Genomic DNA, 17,198 nt, shown 5'->3' on the forward strand with positions numbered 1-17,198 from the left:
CGCGCGCTCGCGAAGCTCGGGAGGGTAAGGGGACGGACGTGCCATGACTCGATCCTCTCAGGGAATCGAGCCTCCATCAGACCCGGAGCGGTTCACTTGGCACGGCCCTCTCCCCTTTGGCGAACCACGAATCCCAGGCCAGCCTGACATAGCGTTTGCCAGGCAGAACGGCAACCAACTCACAGCTGCCGCTGTGGGGCGTGGGGGGCAAATGAATGTCGCCTGGGTAATCAACAATGGCGCCTGGAATGGGCCAGCGCCAGCAGGCGCTGCAGGGTTGCTACGTGAAGAAGCATCCGTTGCTGTAGAGCGACAGAGTGCCAACCAACTCACTGCTGTGGCGGTTGGGAAGAATGGACGGATGTATGTCCTCTGGGAAGTCAACAACGGACCCTGGCAAGGGCCGGTTCCCTTCGGCAGCGCCGTCTTCCCGGAGGATGCACGCGTGCCGGTGGCGCTCGCCAAGCAGAGCGACAACCAGTTGACGGCGATGGCTGTGGGGAAGGACGAGCGGCTGCATGTTGCCTGGGTAATCGGTAACGGTTCCTGGCAAGGGCCCGTTGGGTTCGGCAATCCTGACTTCCGTCGGGCAGAGGGCACGTTCGGAGGGACGGGCGTAGCGTTGGCCAGGCAGAACGACAACCAGTTGACGGCGATGGCTGTGGGGAAGGACGGGCGGCTGCGCGTTGCTTGGGAAGTCAACAACGGACCCTGGCAAGGACCCGTCCCCTTCGGTGCCGCGGTCTTCGAACCAGGCGTTCGCGTGGCGCTCGCCAAGCAGAACAGCAACCAGTTGACGGCGATGGCTGTCGGGAAAGACGGGCGGCTGCACGTCGCTTGGGAAATCAACAACGGACCCTGGCAAGGACCCGTCCCCTTCGGTAATCCTGACTTCTCGAACCGCGTGGGAGTCGGGCTTGCCCTGCAGAACAGCAACCAGTTGACGGCGATGGCTGTGGGGAAAGACGGGCGGCTGCACGTCGCTTGGGAGGTCAACAACGGACCCTGGCAAGGACCCGTCCTCGTCTGACAATTGGCGGGCGCTGGACACCGCCTGATGCTGACGCCTTCTGAGACCCGGCTCTGACACCCTGCGCGGGCAAGCTTCGTCGGCCACTGCCCGCGGCACTGTGGTGGACGTGCTACGGGTGTGCCTGTAGAGGGCCCACAGTGGGCTCGGGTCACGAAAATGCCCCCGATCCGCGCCATAGGCGCAGTTCGAGGGCATGATCGCGAAGGTTACTTCTTCTTCCCCTGGGTGTTGTCGGGGATCTTGGTGAGCTGGGTTTTTGCTGGTCAGGGCGGTGTTCATGAGCGTCCGAGCGGTCGTCATTGGTCGTCGTTGGCCACTGTTGAGCGACCTCGGACGGCCCAGAGACGGCCCAGGGAGGGCCTGCGGCGGCCTACGAGCTGATGGGCAAATCCCGCGCTCGCTGGCGTGCTTGGGCCCGTAGCTCCTTCAGGCGACTGTGAAACGCGTTGTGGCGGTTCTGGTCGAGGTTCAGCGGGAGGTCGAGTTGGGAGATGAGCTGTGACTCCGAGGTCCACGGTTCGTCTTGCTCGACCCAGCACACCCGCGCGTTGTCCGCCATCCACCGGCTGAGGGCGGCTTCGCCGGCCTTGCCGAAGGTCATCCGCTTGCCGCTGCCCACGCGGCGCAGCTCAAGTCCGAGCATGCATCCGAGGGTGAGCCGCAGGGTTGAGCCAGCCGCGTTGCCCCGGTAGTGGTAGCGCACCCGCTTGCGCAGGTTCTGGGTGCTGGTCCGGTTGGCCATGTACCGCGGGGCTATGCCGACGTAGAGCAGGCGCCGGGCGTCCAGATCCAGATGAGGCGGTTGCTCGAAGTGCCACCCGTACACCCCTGCCACCGCCGGTACAGGGCTCTGACGAACCAAGACCTCCTGCGCTGACCACAGTCGATTGGGACTGACGAGAGCGGTAGCGTCCACGAAGCCTCCAGGCGTGCCACGGCTGATCATCGCAGGCTACCTGTCGACGCTGACAAGGGCCCTGGCCTGCGCAGCTGCGTGACATCAGCTTGGGAAGCTGCGGGCATTTGCGGCTGGTTCGGGCATTGACCTGGGCGAACGTCCCGGTCGTGGTGGCTTCGGGCAGGGCGTTTTCACCGTGGTTCCCCGCTACTCCCCGCTCTATCTGGTGCGCTTGTGGTGCGGCAGGCTAAGCAGCGTGGTCTGGAGCCGGCTCGATGACGTCGGCCCAGACCAGATCGCCCCACGGGTTTCCCTCTACGCCGAGGCGTTCCGCGACGACATCATCGAGGAACTTCGCGTGAGCCACCTCAACCGCTTCGCCCGGCCACCACAACGAGTCGCACTCGGTGCACAGCGAGAAGGGAGCCCCATCGGCAATGAAGCGGTATGGGTGGACCCAGTCCTGCCCGCAGCGCGGACAGACTTGCTTGGTTGGCATGACTGGCACGGTATCCCAGCGGGGGCGCACTCTTTCCAACTGTGGTGGTGGGCTCCGGGGCTGTGAACGGGGCCGTTCACCTGCGTTCATCGGCGGTCGGCCGTGGGAGCGGCCACCGCCTTCGGCCGCGTCTGAACGGCCGTGAACGGGGCTGAATGAGACGGAAAGTGAGACGGTGTCGCCGGGTCAGGCGCTCAGGTCTTCCCAGGTGTCGCTTAGCCTGCCTGTGCCTCTTCCGCCAGCGAGGCGAGGTCGGCGGTATCTTCGGACGGTGGTGCCTCGACAGTCACCGGCTGGTTGATGTCGAGGAATGTGATGGTCAAGTCGAGGGGGGCACCGTCGATGAACTCGAGCGGCTTGCCCTCGGTGCCGCCCCGTGTGGCGCGCGTATCGCCCCGCATACTGAACTGCTTGGTGTCGTTGTCGTCGCCGATCCACAGATCCATGGTGAGCGTGTCGTCGATGCGCAGCATCATGAACTGATCAAGGTTGTCTTCCTGGCGCTCCCGCGCCGCCTTGTTCGCGGCAGCGTCACGAGCGGCACTGATGCCGCGACCGGTGACCGTTCCTCTGTAGTGAGTGGTCCGGGTGCCGTCGATCGTCTCCGTCCCGATCCTCCGCACGTCCTTGGAGGCGGTCAGGATCGTGGACTGCACGGCTGGGTTACCTTCGATCTGAGTCGGCAGTACCCGGTAGGACTTGTTGTCCATCGCGCCGCGTCCCCATACAGCCGGACCGGCGCTGAACCAGCTCTTGCCGTCCAGCTTCTCGGAGTCGATCCCGCTCCCGCTGACGTACATCAACTCGTCGACGAACCGGATCTCTAGCTGGCCGTCTCTGCCCTGGTCGGTCGCGTTCATCTTCATCTTCATGACCGGCGGTTCTGTGTGCATGGATGCCTCGGCCTCCAGCCGGCCCTTCTCCGGCACGGTCCCGGTGACCCGGTAGTGGAGCGACGTGATGCGCTCGGAGTTCGCCGCCGCCTTCGCCACGGCCGTCGCGGGCGTCACTCTGGGCGAGCTCTCATTCGCGGAGTCACTCGCCGAGCCCCCTCCGCAGGCGACCGTTCCCCCAGCGAGCAGCACAGCGGCGAACGTCGCACTCGTCACTCTGCGCAGTACGCAACCATGCGATGAAATCCTCACAATTCCCCCCGGAATCATGGTGCTGACCTATTGCCAATGGCGGTGAGCGTATCCGGCGTGAGTCCTGTGGGTCGCTGGGTTCTGGTGAGTTATGCGCGACGCCGCACATGCCTGCCCACGCGAGCTACTGCGGCTTCGGGCTCTCAGCTTGGGAAGCTCGGGTCATGTACGGGTGCTTGCGAGGCTGACCTGCAGCGGAGTGGCGGCGGGGCCTGACTAACCGTCGACCTGGCCCTCGCCAGTCCCCGCGATTCCCCGCACGACCTGGCACGGTTGTGGCACGACGTCTCCGTGCTGTAGTCGGCCGGTCTCTGCCTCAGGGGACCAGCCATGGACGCTGGTGACGGCTTTTCCAAGTTAGTTAGCGGACGGCTTCTCTGTTCCCTATCGGTCACGGACAGGCGGGAGTGCAACGTTCGCTAGTCAGTCACGAGCCCAGGCAGACAAGATGTCACTCATGGATGCAGGGATGGCGGCAGTTCTCGGTGCCGCAGTTGGAGCTCTCGGGACTGGTGGAGCAGCGTTCGCTACTGGCTGGTGGGGAGCAAAGCAGGCGCGACTGCAGGTATCAACGCAAGACTCACAATCTCGACGTCAATTGCGCTTCAGTCATCTCAGCGAACGCCGAGAGCCGAGAAGCGCCGCCTACGTGGAATACATCTCACAGGCTCAAAATCTACAACGCAATTTTTCCGAGCTGGCGCCTCGCATCCTGCTCAGTCAAACTTCAGAAACGGCGGATATGGCCGCAGGTCTGGAGGAAGAGAGTAAGAAACTGCAAGAGTTGGCAGCCCGTGTATGTGTCGAGGGGCCTGCATCTATTGTTGAGCCAGCCCAGAGCCTGAAGGATGTAGCCGGAAAGTGCAGCATGTTCTGCCTCGTCATGCATATGGAGAACTCGGAACTAAAGCGATCCGGCACAGCACCCACAGTGCTTGCTCAAGTCGCAGTCGAACTCAGCAGCATGATTTCCAGCTTTACCGAGTCTGCGAGAATCTCGCTCGACGAAGATATATCCGGGCACGGAATCGACGAACCTACGCCTTAGTTAGGGTTCCGGCACGAACCTAAATGGCCGAGTCAAAACCTGTCTTCTTGCCCTGGGTCTTGCCGGGGATCTTGGTGAGCTGGGTTTTAGCTGGTCAGGGGCGGCGGGCTCGTGCGCCTAGCGGTCGTTGTTGGTCGTCGTTGGCCACTGTTGAGCGACCTCGGACGGCCCAGAGACGGCCCGGCTTTGCCTCGTGTAGAGCCGCGTCCTGCTGATGGCGGTGGCGTCCTCGATGCGGTCCGTCTGAACCTCTGCCGACGACAGTCAGCCACAACGGCGGGTTAGCCAACCGACCAGGCGCGCGTATGTCTCGCTGCACCCCCACCAGCCTCAGCCACGCTGCCGCTGTCGACCAGAGCAAGCCGCGACGGCCGGCCCGTGACGAGGGTGCAGAGCCCCCTGCTTGGGAAGCTGCGATCATTTGCGGTCGGCTCGGGCGCTGACCTGGGCGAACGGCCGTTTCGTGGCCGCTTCGAGCCGGGACGCTTTACCGTGATTCCCCGCTGTTCCCCGCTCGATCTGGTGCGCTTGTGATGCGGCTGGTCACGCGTCTCTGGATGGCGTTGAGTAGCACTCCTGGGACAGACTCTTACCCTGCGGGCTCGGGAGAGGTGCATGGAAGCGGAAACGAACAAGTTGCGTTCAGCTCTGGAGGGATTAGGCGTGACCGTCATCCCACGCCGGTTGGACGTGCCGGATGAGTACCCCGAAGTGGACTGGGAGGACGATCAGTCCGGCTTCCTCAAGGCCATCGAAGAGCTGTGCCCTACGGTGGCGTACATAGCGATCATGCCGCTCCATGAAGGAGCGGTGAATTTCCTGATCGAAGAGTATGACGTCGAGGACGATCCGGATCCTTCACTTGAGCCTGGACGTCAGCTGCTCCGCGAAGCACGAGGTCGCTACGGGGAGCCAGCCTCTGTGAGGGCTGCGTTCGTTCATGAAGGGGCCGTCCAGTCCTGTGAAATTCCTGCGGGTTGGTGGAGCGACCTGTGGGAACGCATCGACGCCTTCATGGTGAGCCAGGAGCCCACGGAGAATGATCGCCAGCAGGCTGAACGTCTGGCAGCTTTCGAGGAGCGTGTATACAACGAATGGTTCCCGCTAGCAAAGGAACACCTCCTCGCGGACGAGACGTACATCACCGGCAAGACCCACTCTGAGCGATCGTCCTACGCGAAGCAGGTACTTGAACCAGTGTTCGGTGACGACTATGAGCGTATGACCCGCACCGCGACCCTGGTGTACGTCGAGGATGAACGCCGCGCGATCGTACAGCGCAGGGTGCAGGCGGCCGAGGTCGAGCTTCCCCAGTGGGCCGCTGATCTGGCTGCCTTGCAGGCGTTTCAAGTCGCGAAGACGCAGACTGCTCGTCGTGTACTCGCCAAGCAGTTCATTGCCGCTCGAGAACCACTCGCGGTGAGCGGCGAGAGAACGAAGAGGCTGGAATTGCTGGCTCGCAACGGGCTTGACCACAGCTAACGGACGCGACTGCGGTGTCGCCATGGACAGCTCCACTGCTGGTCGTCGTCGGCATCGAGGTCGGTGTAGCGGCTTTGGGGTGGCGCTGCTTTGGTGCGAGTGATCATGGCCCCGTAAAGCCGCGGAGCCGAACGCCCCAGCCACGACGTACCCCGTCTCTGACCTCTGGTGGCTGATTGCTCAGTGCGCGGCCCGGGCGGCGGCCGGGCTGGAGCGGGACGGAGGCAGGAGCGCAGGCCCGGCCGGGGGCCGGGCCGCGCGCGGTGAGCGGAGCGAGCCGCCTTGAACCCGTAGAGAGAGTTGTAACTCAGTGCGTGGTGTGAGGCTTTGTCCTCTCGATTGGTAGTTGACTCTGCGGCTTCACCTGACGCTTGCCTCGGCTTGGCTGTGTGCGTCTGATCGGCGCGTGCGGGGAGGGGCTGAGACCGTGTTGTGGCCCGAGCAGCCTGCCGAACTCGACTTCACTCCCTGCCACTTGTGAAACGACGGCTCCCTCCCGCCTTCGGGTGTGAGGGGGCCTTTCGCGTTGTGTGCGGGGCCGGTGCTACTCACCCATGGTGCTGCGCAGCCAGTCCAGTGGGTCCATCTCGAGGAGCTGGTCGGCGAGTTCGTTCGCCGTCTTCGTGGTGAGCCGGTTGCGGCTGTTGTCGATCCAGCGCTGGGCGAGTTCGTAGCCCTGGGCCTTGTACTCGATGCCCTGGAGCATGCATTCGAGCTTGTCGGCGTCTCGGGCGCAGATTGCTTCGGGGGATGCGCGGGCTTCGTACTCGCTGACCAGTTCTCGCACGGTGGCGGCGAGGATCTCGGGCATGCCCTTGACCTGGTCGGCGGTGACAGCTTGTGGGTCGGCCTCGCCGGCGTACTTCTTCGCGAGGTGGTTGACGTCGCCGGTGCGGGTTTCCTGCGAGTCGTGCCAGACCGCCAGGAAGGCGGCGCGCGCGGGGTCCGCCCCTTCCAGCTTGGCGATGACGGAGGCGATCAGCGAGGTGCGCCAGGAGTGCTCGGCCACGCTCTCCGGGTCGCGTACCCCGGCCATCCACCAGCCGGTGCGCTTGGACTGCTTGAGTGTTCCCGCTTCGTACAGGAACCGCGCGACCTGGGCCAGCTCTTCTGCCACGGTTGAGTCCCCTCTCACGCCTCAGCAAGGCGGATCGCGTACCTGATGCTGTCCAGTTCACGGCGAGCGCGAGCAGACAGTTCCCGGCTATCCAACATCACGGGCAGCCGGTCGCTCAGGGCCCGGGTCGCAGCGCCTGACTTCAAAAGGTTCGGTCTGATGGCGAGCAGGGACCAGAGAGAGTGGATGTTCAGGTCGACGTACCCGTGGTGGGGCGCCAGTCCATGGGCCAGGTGCGACAGCAGTTTGTCCCCGGGCCAGGGCCCGGGGGTGCGAGAGGCGATGAAGTCGTCGGACAGCTCGAGGTGCTGGTTCTCGCCGATCCAGTAGGCCCAGTAGTTCAGGTTCGCTGCCTCGCCGCGGGCATCGTCGATGAGGACCGTGTCGATGAAGTGGCCCATGCGGTCACGGTCGCCCTGCCGCGCGGCGACCGCCGCAACGGAGCGGGCGTTGAGCCAGTCGATGAGCCGGCCTCTGGGCCGTTCGGTGGCTTGCTGGTGGGCGAGCCATTCGGAGGTGTCGGCCTGGTCGTCGTAGCCGGACAGGTACAGCGCTTGGCGTCGCAGCAGGAACTGTTCTTCGCCTCGCGCCTGCTCTGCGGTGTCCCGCATCCGTGCGAAGAATCGGCGCCGGTCGGTAGCCGGTAGTTCCGGGGCCGACGGTACCGGGCCGCGGCGGGGGCGGGGAGGGGTGGGCAGATCGCGGACGGGCTGAGGTGGTACCCGCGTGAGTGGCCAGGCGAGGACCTCGACAAGGTCGCGTTGCATGACCCAGGCTCCCAATGAGCTTTCTTCAGGCGGTGTTTCCTCGTCCAAGGCACTCGCCAGGAGGACGTCGGCCTCGATCGCTCTCTCGAGGGCCTGCAACAGGGATGGCGAGGTTCCCATCCGCATCAGCCGGCGGCGATGTACGAGCATCTGCCCCAACGGCACCGCGGTCAGCGGCCTGCGTCCCGACTCCCAGCCCGCGATCGTGTCCGGCGAGACCTTCAGCTGCTCGGCGACGTGCTCCTGCGTGTGGCCGAGCTGTTCGCGGATGACGCGGAATGCGTAGCCGGAGATGACCCCGATCCGGGGCCGTGACGGCGTACCCCTACTGCCGGTCCGGGTTTCTCCCGAGCTTGACGACATCACACCCACCTCTCCCCTCGCGGTCCCCGTCCGTACCCGTACCGCCGGTCACTTCAACCGCTGATCAGGGCTCTCTACCGTCCAGGTAGCCACTCAACTACTGAGCGTATAGGGAAGGTGCTGCCGTGGAATCCGATTCGCCCGCGAGTACCCATCGAGGAGCAGGCCCGTGCCCGTCAGGAACGCTCGGCGTGCTGCGTCCGGTTGCTGCTGCGGGGCCGGGGGTGCTCGCACACCCCACCGTGGACCGGTACTTGGCGACAGTGCACTGGCTGTTGTCGACGCTGCCGGCGCCGAGGCGTGACCGGGCCAGGCTGGAGTGGCAGGAGCACGAGGTTGCGATGCTGCCGCTGGGCACGCTGTTCTCCGCCGTGCGGATCCCCGGGCAGCTCGTGGCCGCCCTGACAGGCTGCACTGAGACAACCGAACTGGACGCGTTCATGGGCCAGGTCCTCGGCGGTGGCCCGGTCATCTGCGATCCACGCCACTTCCGGTACTACGCACTCGTGCCTGCCGGAATGCCGAGGAGGCGGCAGCGAGTGGCCGAGGTCTGGCGCGTGATGGGCGTGGAGTTCCTCGGTCTCGGCAGCTACCTCGGGGTGCCTCAAGTGGACGCCGTGGAATGCACCCGGGTGCGTGCCTCGTACTGGTCGGTGCCGATGGACTCGGCCGCGACGCTGTGTTCCCCGGCCGCCGTCGCCCGACTGATCGCCGCCGGACGGCGCAGCACGTACCCGGGGGTGGAAGAGTGAGCGATACCGAGTGCGAGCCTCTCGCTGGTTCCCCTCAAGTGACGCCCAAACAGGCCGCGTTCGTACGCTTCGCCGACCACTGCGCCACCTGCCGGACGTGCTGTGCCATGGACGACAAGGGCGCGAACCTGAACCTCCCCTGTGCGGAGCAGGACCGGCTGCACGAGGAGTACCGGCAGGCGTCCCGCGCCGTCACTCGAGGAGGAAACCGGTGAACAGGTTCAGGAGTGCGGTGGAGCGGAGGCTGCCGCTCCCCGAGCCGGAACCCGTGAGCGGCTGTCCAGACTGCCAACGGTTTGCCCACCAGCGGGAGGCCGCCCGGGCAGAGAGCGACCTGTCGCGTGTCTCCGATTGCAACGTCCAGATCCGTCGTCACCCTCACGGACCGCGCAGGGCGAGCCGTAGCCGTTAGACCCGGACGCGGATGGTTGCCGCGGTGATCGTTACCGTGCAGCCTCCGCGACTGCCGATCGCGCTCATCAGTACAGCCAGCGGTGCGCCTCGCCCGCCGGGTCAGCGCTCCCGCCGAGATCGACGTCCCTGTGGCTCTCCTGATCGTCCTCGACATCCGCGTACGCCGCCTGCGTCGTCGCACCTGATGGCCAAGACACGGCCCACCCTCACCAAAAAGCCCCCGCCCCGCGAAGAAACCACAGGTCGGGGGCCTAAGGGGCGTCGCGTTACTTCTTCTTCCCCTGGTTCTTGACCGCCTCAATAGCCGCCGCGGCCGCCTCAGGGTCCAGGTACGTCCCCCCCGGCTTCACCGGCTTGAAGTCCGAGTCGAGCTCGTACGACAGCGGGATGCCCGTCGGGATGTTGAGGCCCGCGATCTTGTCGTCGGAGATGCCGTCGAGGTGCTTGACCAGGGCGCGCAGCGAGTTCCCGTGGGCCGCGACCAGGACCGTCTTGCCCGTCAGCAGGTCCGGGACGATCGCGTCGAACCAGTAGGGGAGCATGCGGACGACGACGTCCTTGAGGCACTCCGTCTGCGGGCGCAGCTCCGGCGGGAGGGTCGCGTAGCGCGGGTCGGAGAACTGGGAGTACTCGGCGTCGACGTCCAGCGCAGGGGGCGGGGTGTCGTAGGACCGGCGCCAGAGCATGAACTGCTCCTCGCCGAACTCGGCGAGCGTCTGCGCCTTGTCCTTGCCCTGGAGGGCGCCGTAGTGGCGCTCGTTCAGCCGCCAGCTGCGGTGGACCGGGATCCAGAGGCGGTCGGCGGACTCCAGGGAGAGCTGCGCCGTGCGGATGGCGCGCTTCTGGAGGGACGTGTGCACGACGTCGGGGAGCAGGCCGGCGTCCTTGAGCAGCTCGCCGCCGCGCGTCGCCTCCTTCTCGCCCTTCGCGGTGAGGTTGACGTCCACCCAGCCGGTGAACAGGTTCTTCTCGTTCCACTCGCTCTCGCCGTGGCGGAGGAGGATCAGCTTGTACGGTGCGTCGGCCATGCCCCAGAGCGTAATCCACGCATTCGCCCGTTCGCGTGGCTGCCCGGCAGGCGGACGCTTGACCGGATCTGTTAATTGAGTGGCCGCCGTCAAGCCGCCGCTCGTAATGTCTGCCTCCTGCGTGTGCCACTTACGCCCCGGGGGAGTCCATGCCGTACGCCGTCCGCGCCAGACGTGCTGTCCAGGAGACCGTCTCGGGGCTGCCCCGCGAGTTCTGGTGGCTGTGGACCAGCACGCTGGTCAACCGGCTCGGCGCCTTCGTCGCCACCTTCATGGCGCTGTACCTGACGCTCGACCGCGGCTACTCCGCCACGTACGCCGGTCTGGTCGCCGCCCTGCACGGGCTCGGCGGAGTGATCTCCTCGCTGGGCGGCGGGGTGATGACCGACCGGCTGGGCCGGCGGCCGACGCTTCTCATCGCCCAGGCCTCGACCGCCGTGTCCGTCGCGCTCCTCGGGTTCGTGCGCGACCCGGTCGCGATCGCCGGGGTCGCCTTCCTCGTCGGCATGGCGAGCAACGCCTCCCGGCCGGCCGTGCAGGCGATGATGGCGGACATCGTGCGGCCCGAGGACCGGATCCGCGCCTTCTCCTTGAACTACTGGGCCATCAACCTCGGCTTCGCCGTGTCCTCCATGGCCGCGGGGTTCATCGCCGAGGTCAGCTACCGCGCCGGGTTCCTGATCGAGGCCGGTATGACGATGGCCTGCGCGATCCTCGTTTTCCTGAGGCTGCCGGAATCTAAGCCCGCCGAGACGGCCGAGACGGCCGAGACGGGGAGTGCGAAGGCGGTCCGGGACGACTCCGTCAGCCTCGGCACCGTGCTGCGCGACGGGCGCTTCATGAGCGTCGTCGGGCTGTCCTTCCTCGTCGCGCTGATCTTCCAGCAGGGGTCGGTGGGGCTGCCGGTGGCGATGGGTGAGGCCGGGTTCACGCCGGCCGAGTACGGCATGGCGATCGCCGTCAACGGCGTACTGATCGTCGTCCTCCAGATCCCCGTCACCCGGTTCATCGAGCACCGCGACCCCCGCCGGCTGCTCGTCCTCTCCTCGCTCCTCGCGGGGTACGGCTTCGCGCTCACCGCCTTCGCCGGGTCGGTCGGCGCCATCGCCCTCACGGTGTGCGTGTGGACGCTGGCCGAGATCGTCAACGCCCCGACGCAGACCGGCCTGGTCGTCCGGCTGTCCCCGCTGCACGGACGCGGCCGCTACCAGGGCATGTACACGATGTCCTGGTCCGTCGCCGCCCTCGTCGCCCCGCTGCTGTCCGGCTTCGTCATCGACCGGGTCGGGGCGGAGTGGCTGTGGGGGCTGTGCGCGGTGGTCGGGACGGTGGCCGGGCTGGGGTACCGGGTGTTGATGCAACGGCTGCCGGAGGAGAAGCAGGGGGAGCCTGCCGCGCAGGCCCTAGGGCAGGTCCCGGAGGGTTCCGCCTCCGGCCCCTGATCCCGTTCCGGGATGTTCCCGATAGTCTGCGGATACGGCTCTTGATGAGCTGTTTCCATGGCCCACCACGGACAGCACACGTCGTCGCGTCTCCGCCTCAACGCCGTCACCGCCCTCGCCGGCCTTGCCACGCTCGCCGTCGCCACCACCGCCCTGGCCGGTCCGTCCCACCCCCCCCTCCGCCCCGATTACCGGCGAAGGGCCAGGCAGCACATCACAAGACCCAGGCCGCACATCACAAGACCCAGACAGCCCATCAGAAGACCCAAGCCGTGCTGGACGAGATCGTCGCCCAGGGCACCCCCGGCGTCATCGCCCAGGTGCGCGACCGGCACGGCGTGTGGGACGGCCGGGCCGGAGTCCGAAAGCTCGGTTCCGGGCAGCCGCGCAGCACCCACGACAGGTTCCGCATCGCCAGCGTGACCAAGACCTTCACCGCCACCGTGCTCCTGAAGCTCGAAGCCGAGGGGAAGCTGTCACTGGACGACAGCGTGGCCGTGTGGCTGCCGGGGGTGGTGCGCGGCGAGGGCTACCGGCCCCGGCACATCACCGTGCGGCACCTGCTCAACCACACGAGCGGGATCTTCGACTACAACATGGACGCCGGCTTCCGGGCCAAGTACGCGGGCGACGAGTTCGACCGCAACCGGCACGTCAAGTGGTCCCCAAAGGACCTGGTGGACATCGCGCTCGCCCACCCCCCGAACTTCCAGCCGGAGCAGGGCAGCAGGCCCGGCCGCCCCGGCAAGTGGGACTACTCGGACACCAACTACGTCCTCGCCGGCATGGTCATAGAGAAGGCCACCGGCCGCAGTTACGCGCACGCGGTCGAGCGCCTCGTCATACGGCCCCTCGGCCTGCGCGGCACGAGCGCGCCGGGCAGCTCGCCCCGACTGCCCTCACCCCACGCCCGGCACTACTCCACGCTCTTCGAGGACGGGCCACAGGCGAAGGTGCGCGACGTCACCGAGTTCAGCCCCACGGTCGCCTTCTCCGCAGGGCAGATGATCTCGACCGTCGGCGATGTGAACACCTTCCTGTCCAGGCTGCTGGCCGGTGACCTGCTGCAGCCCGCACAGCAGCGGCAACTGCTCGACGCCGTCCCCGTCGACGGGGACAAGGGACACGGCGGTCCGCAGGACGTCTACGGACTCGGCCTACGGCACTTCAGGCTCGCGGAGGGCTGCTGGGCCTGGGGCCACGGCGGCATGATCCCCGGCTCCGCGACCCGGACCCTCGCCTCGGCGGACGGCCGGCAGGTCATGACCATGAACCGCAACGGCGACTGGGGCGAGCAGCGACTGGAGGACGCCGCTGTCGAGACCCGGTTCTGCCGGAGCGCCCCGTGAGCGGCCGGCCGGCCGCTCAGCTCACCTCACTGAACCGACAGCGGCACCGGATGGATCTCGTCGGCCTTGTGCCCGGCGCGCTCGTGAACGCGCTGGATGGCTTCGGCCGAGGGCGCCTCGGAGAGGCAGTAGACGTGGCCGGACTCCGGGTCCGCCCAGGCCCTCTCGAAGTGGACGCGCTCCTCGCCCTCTATGGCGAGGTCCGCGTTGTGGGCCTCGCGCAGCTGCTCTTCCGTGATGCCCTTCATGCTGTGGTGGACGTCCATGAACTTCGCCATGGCTCGCGCCTCCTTCCCGATACGCGGCCGTGCCCTTTCCCGACGCGGTCGCGCCTTCCCTACGTCCATGCTCCGCCCGTACGAGCACGCGGGCGACCTCAACGCCGTAGGGCCCCGGCGGCGAACCACCGGAGCCCTACGGAATTCAGCCGCACTGGCAGGGGCTGCCCGACTGACACCCGCAGCCGCAGCCCGAGCCGCAGCCGCACGCGGCGATCAGGGTCAGGTTCCTGATCTCGGCGGGCTGCTCGGTCTCGCGCTCCTGCGTGGGGTCGGGCGTGGTGCTGGGGGAATCGGCCATGGGTTCCTCCTCGAGGCTGGTGCCTGTGCCCATTGGACGCCCGTTTCGCTGGGCGCATCAACGGCGCACTGAGGCTTGCGCGCGCCCCGGCCGATCCTCACCCGCCCCCAGCCCGGCCTCAGCCGATCCCGACCCCCTCCACGCTCAGGCGCTCTCCGCCTCCGTCACCGCCTGGATCTCCGGCTGCACATCCGTCTGGAGCTCGTCCGCGTGCTCGCCCGTCACCAGGTACACCACGCGCTTGGCGACCGAGACCGCGTGGTCGGCGAACCGCTCGTAGTAACGGCCCAGCAGCGTGACGTCCACGGCCGTCTCGATGCCGTGCTTCCAGCGGTCGTCCATCAGGTGCTGGAAGAGGGCGCGGTGCAGCAGGTCCATCTCGTCGTCGTCCTGCTCCAGCTGGAGCGCCAGGTCGACGTCCTTGGTGATGATCACCTCGGCGGCCTTGGCCATCAGACGCTGGGCGAGCTGGCCCATCTCCAGGATCGTGGCGTGCAGGTCGCTCGGGACCGCGCGGTCCGGGTAGCGCAGGCGCGCGAGCTTCGCCACGTGCTGGGCGAGGTCGCCCGAGCGCTCCAGGTCGGCCGACATGCGCAGCGACGTGACGACGATGCGCAGGTCCGTCGCCACCGGCTGCTGCCGTGCCAGCAGGGCTATGGCCCGGGCCTCCAGGTCGTGCTGGAGCTCGTCGACCTTCTGGTCGGCCTCGATGACGTTCTCGGCCAGCTTCAGGTCGGAGTCGAGCATGGCGGTGGTGGCGCGCCCGATCGCCGATCCGACCAGCCGGGCCATTTCCACCAGACTGTCGCTGATCGAGTCCAGTTCCTCGTGGTACGCGTCCCGCATCAGGCTTCCCTCTCGTGCGTCTGTGTCGGGGGTTCAAGGGCCCGGGCCCGGCGAACAGGCCGGGACCCACCGAACAACCGGCGGTACGACCGTCGTATTACCAACGGTCCGAACCCCACGCTCCCACGTTCCGGCCCGTACGCGTCCGTTTCCGTCATCCCAAATGAACCAATACTGGCTCCAAGGTGAACTCTGGGCGACGAGTGTTCGAGGTCGCAGTCCGACGGCTGTGGCCCGTGCCCGAGCCATGCCTAACCTGGGTGCATGGACGTGAACGCGGCGGTCGCCGCAGTGGCAGCGATCGCCGGAGTGCTCACCGGTGTCATCGCCGTGCTGGCGTTCCGGTGGAGCGAGCGCGAGCAGAAGCGCCCCACGCGTACCTCCCTGCACACGGACCCGGTGCTTCCGCCGGGCGTGGACACCGTCCTCTCGGTCCTCAGGTCCTCCGCCGTCGTGCTCGACGAGGCGGACGCGGTGGTCAAGGCGAGCTCGGCGGCGTACGCCCTCGGGCTGGTCCGCGGCGGCAAGCTCGCCGTCGAGCCGATGCTGCAGATGGCCCGGGACACCAGGCGCGACGGGGAGATACGCCAGGTGGAGCTGGACCTGCCGCGGCGCGGTACCGGACGCGGAGAGGCCCTGGCCGTCTCCGCGCGGGTCGCGCCGCTCGGCTCCCGGCTGGTGCTCCTGCTCGTCGAGGACCTCACCGAGGCCCGCCGGATCGAGGCGGTCCGGCGCGACTTCGTCGCCAACGTGAGCCACGAGCTGAAGACCCCGGTCGGTGCCCTCTCGCTGCTCTCCGAGGCCGTCATGGACGCCTCCGACGACCCCGAGGCCGTGGAGCGGTTCGCCGGACGCATGCAGATCGAGGCCACCCGGCTGACCAGCCTGGTGCAGGAACTCATCGACCTCTCGCGGGTGCAGAACGACGACCCGCTGGAGGACGCCGAGCCGGTCCGCGTCGACGAACTCGTCGCCGAGGCCATCGACCGCTGCCGGCACCAGGCCGGCACCAAACAGATCAACATGGCCTCGAATGTGTGTGCGCCCGAAGGGCCCGATCAGGGTGGCGGCGGGCGACGGGCGGGCGGCACCGCCGACCTGCGCGTATGGGGAAACCGCGGCCAGCTCGCCGCCGCCCTCGGCAACCTCGTCGAGAACGCGGTCAACTACTCGCCCGCCCGAACCCGCGTCGGCATAGCCGCCCGCAGGGTGAACGCGTCCGGCGGGGAACACATCGAGATCGCCGTCACCGACCAGGGCATCGGCATCTCCGACAAGGACAAGGAGCGCATCTTCGAGCGCTTCTACCGCGTCGACCCCGCCCGCTCCCGTGCCACCGGCGGTACGGGACTGGGGCTGGCGATCGTGAAGCACGTGGCCGCCTCGCACGGCGGGGAGGTCTCCGTGTGGAGCGCCGAGAACCAGGGCTCAACCTTCACCCTGCGGCTGCCGGAGGCGGGCGCGGCCCGCGACCGCGCACATCAGCAGCCCGCCCGAGATGAACGCGCAGGAGGCGCGGGCCTCGACGAGGAGGCCGGGCGGTCCACCCCCACATCCCCCGAATCAACCGCGTACGAAACGCTTCCTGCCCCGGAGGTCCTTCCGTGACCCGAGTGCTCGTCGTCGAGGACGAGGAGTCCTTCTCCGACGCCCTGTCGTACATGCTCCGCAAGGAGGGCTTCGAGGTCGCGGTCGCGACCACGGGCCCCGACGGACTCGACGAGTTCGAGCGCAACGGCGCCGACCTCGTCCTCCTCGACCTGATGCTGCCCGGCCTGCCGGGCACCGAGGTGTGCCGCCAGCTGCGCGGCCGCTCCAACGTCCCCGTCATCATGGTGACCGCCAAGGACAGCGAGATCGACAAGGTCGTCGGCCTGGAGATAGGAGCCGACGACTATGTCACCAAGCCGTTCTCCTCGCGCGAACTGGTCGCGCGTATCCGTGCCGTACTGCGCCGCCGCGGCGAGCCCGAGGAGGTCACCCCGGCCGCGCTGGAGGCCGGCCCGGTCCGCATGGACGTCGACCGGCACGTGGTCACCGTCGGCGGCACCAAGATCGACCTGCCGCTCAAGGAGTTCGACCTGCTGGAGATGCTGCTGCGCAACGCCGGGCGCGTCCTGACCCGCATGCAGCTCATCGACCGGGTCTGGGGCGCCGACTACGTCGGTGACACCAAGACCCTCGACGTCCACGTCAAGCGCCTGCGCGCCAAGATCGAGCCGGACCCGGGCGCCCCGCGCTACCTGGTGACGGTCCGCGGCCTGGGCTACAAGTTCGAGCCGTAAGCCGCCGCACAGTCCGAGCCGTGAGCCGCACGCCCGCGACGGAGACAGACGGAAACAGAAGGGGCGGGACCTCCTGGAGGTCCCCCCCCGTCTCCGTCGCTGTCGGGGGGCACCGCCGCGCCGTGGCCGGCGCCCGCGCCGCCCCGCGGGC

The 17,198-nt window shown here is 67.5% G+C and carries 18 protein-coding genes; 9 read left to right on the top strand and 9 right to left on the bottom strand.

All coding sequences use genetic code 11. The features are described from left to right. Positions 1-361 precede the first annotated feature (361 nt). The gene (locus ACFT4A_RS40690; protein ID WP_382841206.1) at positions 362-1,030 is read left to right on the top strand and encodes a hypothetical protein; all 669 of its coding nucleotides are present in this window, start codon (positions 362-364) and stop codon (positions 1,028-1,030) included. A 373-nt stretch (positions 1,031-1,403) separates the two neighbouring features. On the opposite strand, the gene ACFT4A_RS40695 is transcribed toward ACFT4A_RS40690, so the two are convergent. The 3 genes from ACFT4A_RS40695 to ACFT4A_RS40705 all read right to left on the bottom strand — a co-directional run bounded on the left by ACFT4A_RS40695 (position 1,404) and on the right by ACFT4A_RS40705 (position 3,440). Continuing rightward, positions 1,404-1,979, bottom strand: a complete 576-nt coding sequence (locus ACFT4A_RS40695; RefSeq protein ID WP_382841209.1) for a GIY-YIG nuclease family protein — start codon at positions 1,977-1,979, stop codon at positions 1,404-1,406. Between the two features lie 199 nt (positions 1,980-2,178). Beyond that, positions 2,179-2,430, bottom strand: coding sequence for a hypothetical protein (locus ACFT4A_RS40700; RefSeq protein ID WP_382841212.1), 252 nt, complete (start codon positions 2,428-2,430; stop codon positions 2,179-2,181). Between the two features lie 215 nt (positions 2,431-2,645). After that, complete coding sequence (locus ACFT4A_RS40705; RefSeq protein ID WP_382841214.1) at positions 2,646-3,440, bottom strand: hypothetical protein; 795 nt, start codon at positions 3,438-3,440, stop codon at positions 2,646-2,648. 784 nt (positions 3,441-4,224) lie between these two features. Between ACFT4A_RS40705 and ACFT4A_RS40710 the strand changes: the two genes are divergently transcribed. Together ACFT4A_RS40710 and ACFT4A_RS40715 are read left to right on the top strand one after the other, a co-directional pair. After that, on the top strand, positions 4,225-4,623 hold the full coding sequence (locus ACFT4A_RS40710; protein ID WP_382841217.1) for a hypothetical protein: 399 nt from the start codon (positions 4,225-4,227) through the stop codon (positions 4,621-4,623). A gap of 615 nt (positions 4,624-5,238) precedes the next feature. Next, positions 5,239-6,105, top strand: coding sequence for a hypothetical protein (locus ACFT4A_RS40715; RefSeq protein ID WP_382841220.1), 867 nt, complete (start codon positions 5,239-5,241; stop codon positions 6,103-6,105). Between the two features lie 544 nt (positions 6,106-6,649). On the opposite strand, the gene ACFT4A_RS40720 is transcribed toward ACFT4A_RS40715, so the two are convergent. Next, positions 6,650-7,222: an HD family hydrolase gene (locus tag ACFT4A_RS40720; protein ID WP_382841223.1), complete on the bottom strand. Its 573-nt coding sequence runs from the start codon at positions 7,220-7,222 to the stop codon at positions 6,650-6,652. Positions 7,223-7,236: 14 nt separating this feature from the next. After that, positions 7,237-8,352, bottom strand: coding sequence for a helix-turn-helix domain-containing protein (locus ACFT4A_RS40725; protein ID WP_382841226.1), 1,116 nt, complete (start codon positions 8,350-8,352; stop codon positions 7,237-7,239). Between the two features lie 191 nt (positions 8,353-8,543). Here ACFT4A_RS40725 and ACFT4A_RS40730 point away from each other — a divergent pair, with 191 nt between their 5' ends. Together ACFT4A_RS40730 and ACFT4A_RS40735 are read left to right on the top strand one after the other, a co-directional pair. After that, complete coding sequence (locus ACFT4A_RS40730; RefSeq protein ID WP_382841229.1) at positions 8,544-9,104, top strand: hypothetical protein; 561 nt, start codon at positions 8,544-8,546, stop codon at positions 9,102-9,104. A gap of 38 nt (positions 9,105-9,142) precedes the next feature. Further along, positions 9,143-9,319 (top strand): hypothetical protein, encoded by a 177-nt coding sequence (locus ACFT4A_RS40735; RefSeq protein ID WP_382841232.1) that lies wholly within the window; start codon positions 9,143-9,145, stop codon positions 9,317-9,319. A gap of 465 nt (positions 9,320-9,784) precedes the next feature. On the opposite strand, the gene ACFT4A_RS40740 is transcribed toward ACFT4A_RS40735, so the two are convergent. Next, positions 9,785-10,546 carry a phosphoglyceromutase gene (locus tag ACFT4A_RS40740; protein WP_382841234.1) on the bottom strand — a complete coding sequence of 254 codons (762 nt, stop codon included), beginning with the start codon at positions 10,544-10,546 and terminating at the stop codon, positions 9,785-9,787. Positions 10,547-10,695: 149 nt separating this feature from the next. Between ACFT4A_RS40740 and ACFT4A_RS40745 the strand changes: the two genes are divergently transcribed. Beyond that, entirely contained in the window at positions 10,696-11,988 is a 1,293-nt protein-coding gene (locus ACFT4A_RS40745) for an MDR family MFS transporter (protein WP_382841237.1), read from the top strand. 272 nt (positions 11,989-12,260) lie between these two features. Further along, a complete protein-coding gene (locus ACFT4A_RS40750) occupies positions 12,261-13,337 on the top strand; it encodes a serine hydrolase domain-containing protein (protein WP_382841240.1) in 1,077 nt (358 codons plus the stop codon). Between the two features lie 26 nt (positions 13,338-13,363). Here the strand turns inward: ACFT4A_RS40750 and ACFT4A_RS40755 are convergent, their stop codons facing one another. The 3 genes from ACFT4A_RS40755 to phoU all read right to left on the bottom strand — a co-directional run bounded on the left by ACFT4A_RS40755 (position 13,364) and on the right by phoU (position 14,762). Next, positions 13,364-13,615 (bottom strand): SCO4226 family nickel-binding protein, encoded by a 252-nt coding sequence (locus tag ACFT4A_RS40755; protein WP_382841242.1) that lies wholly within the window; start codon positions 13,613-13,615, stop codon positions 13,364-13,366. A gap of 145 nt (positions 13,616-13,760) precedes the next feature. Then, a complete protein-coding gene (locus ACFT4A_RS40760; RefSeq protein WP_184599362.1) occupies positions 13,761-13,916 on the bottom strand; it encodes a hypothetical protein in 156 nt (51 codons plus the stop codon). A gap of 144 nt (positions 13,917-14,060) precedes the next feature. Further along, positions 14,061-14,762, bottom strand: a complete 702-nt coding sequence (gene phoU / locus ACFT4A_RS40765) for a phosphate signaling complex protein PhoU (RefSeq protein WP_382841245.1) — start codon at positions 14,760-14,762, stop codon at positions 14,061-14,063. A gap of 264 nt (positions 14,763-15,026) precedes the next feature. Here phoU and ACFT4A_RS40770 point away from each other — a divergent pair, with 264 nt between their 5' ends. Together ACFT4A_RS40770 and ACFT4A_RS40775 are read left to right on the top strand one after the other, a co-directional pair. Further along, positions 15,027-16,370: a sensor histidine kinase gene (locus tag ACFT4A_RS40770; RefSeq protein WP_382841247.1), complete on the top strand. Its 1,344-nt coding sequence runs from the start codon at positions 15,027-15,029 to the stop codon at positions 16,368-16,370. Further along, positions 16,367-17,047, top strand: a complete 681-nt coding sequence (locus ACFT4A_RS40775) for a response regulator transcription factor (RefSeq protein WP_030243122.1) — start codon at positions 16,367-16,369, stop codon at positions 17,045-17,047. Before ACFT4A_RS40770 ends, ACFT4A_RS40775 begins: the two co-directional genes overlap by 4 nt. Positions 17,048-17,198: the final 151 nt, after the last annotated feature.

The sequence above is a fragment of the Streptomyces sp. NPDC057099 genome (genome assembly GCF_042671245.1).
GTDB lineage: Bacteria > Actinomycetota > Actinomycetes > Streptomycetales > Streptomycetaceae > Streptomyces > Streptomyces purpurascens.

Bases quoted from the DNA above. Each gene is read 5' to 3' on its own strand.
- ACFT4A_RS40770 (WP_382841247.1), top strand. From the start codon at position 15,027: ATGGACGTGAACGCGGCGGTCGCCGCAGTGGCAGCGATCGCCGGAGTG.
- ACFT4A_RS40740 (WP_382841234.1), bottom strand. From the start codon at position 10,546: ATGGCCGACGCACCGTACAAGCTGATCCTCCTCCGCCACGGCGAGAGC.
- ACFT4A_RS40760 (WP_184599362.1), bottom strand. From the start codon at position 13,916: ATGGCCGATTCCCCCAGCACCACGCCCGACCCCACGCAGGAGCGCGAG.
- ACFT4A_RS40695 (WP_382841209.1), bottom strand. From the start codon at position 1,979: ATGATCAGCCGTGGCACGCCTGGAGGCTTCGTGGACGCTACCGCTCTC.
- ACFT4A_RS40755 (WP_382841242.1), bottom strand. From the start codon at position 13,615: ATGGCGAAGTTCATGGACGTCCACCACAGCATGAAGGGCATCACGGAA.
- ACFT4A_RS40725 (WP_382841226.1), bottom strand. From the start codon at position 8,352: ATGTCGTCAAGCTCGGGAGAAACCCGGACCGGCAGTAGGGGTACGCCG.
- ACFT4A_RS40745 (WP_382841237.1), top strand. From the start codon at position 10,696: ATGCCGTACGCCGTCCGCGCCAGACGTGCTGTCCAGGAGACCGTCTCG.
- ACFT4A_RS40700 (WP_382841212.1), bottom strand. From the start codon at position 2,430: ATGCCAACCAAGCAAGTCTGTCCGCGCTGCGGGCAGGACTGGGTCCAC.
- ACFT4A_RS40690 (WP_382841206.1), top strand. From the start codon at position 362: ATGTATGTCCTCTGGGAAGTCAACAACGGACCCTGGCAAGGGCCGGTT.
- ACFT4A_RS40715 (WP_382841220.1), top strand. From the start codon at position 5,239: ATGGAAGCGGAAACGAACAAGTTGCGTTCAGCTCTGGAGGGATTAGGC.
- phoU (WP_382841245.1), bottom strand. From the start codon at position 14,762: ATGCGGGACGCGTACCACGAGGAACTGGACTCGATCAGCGACAGTCTG.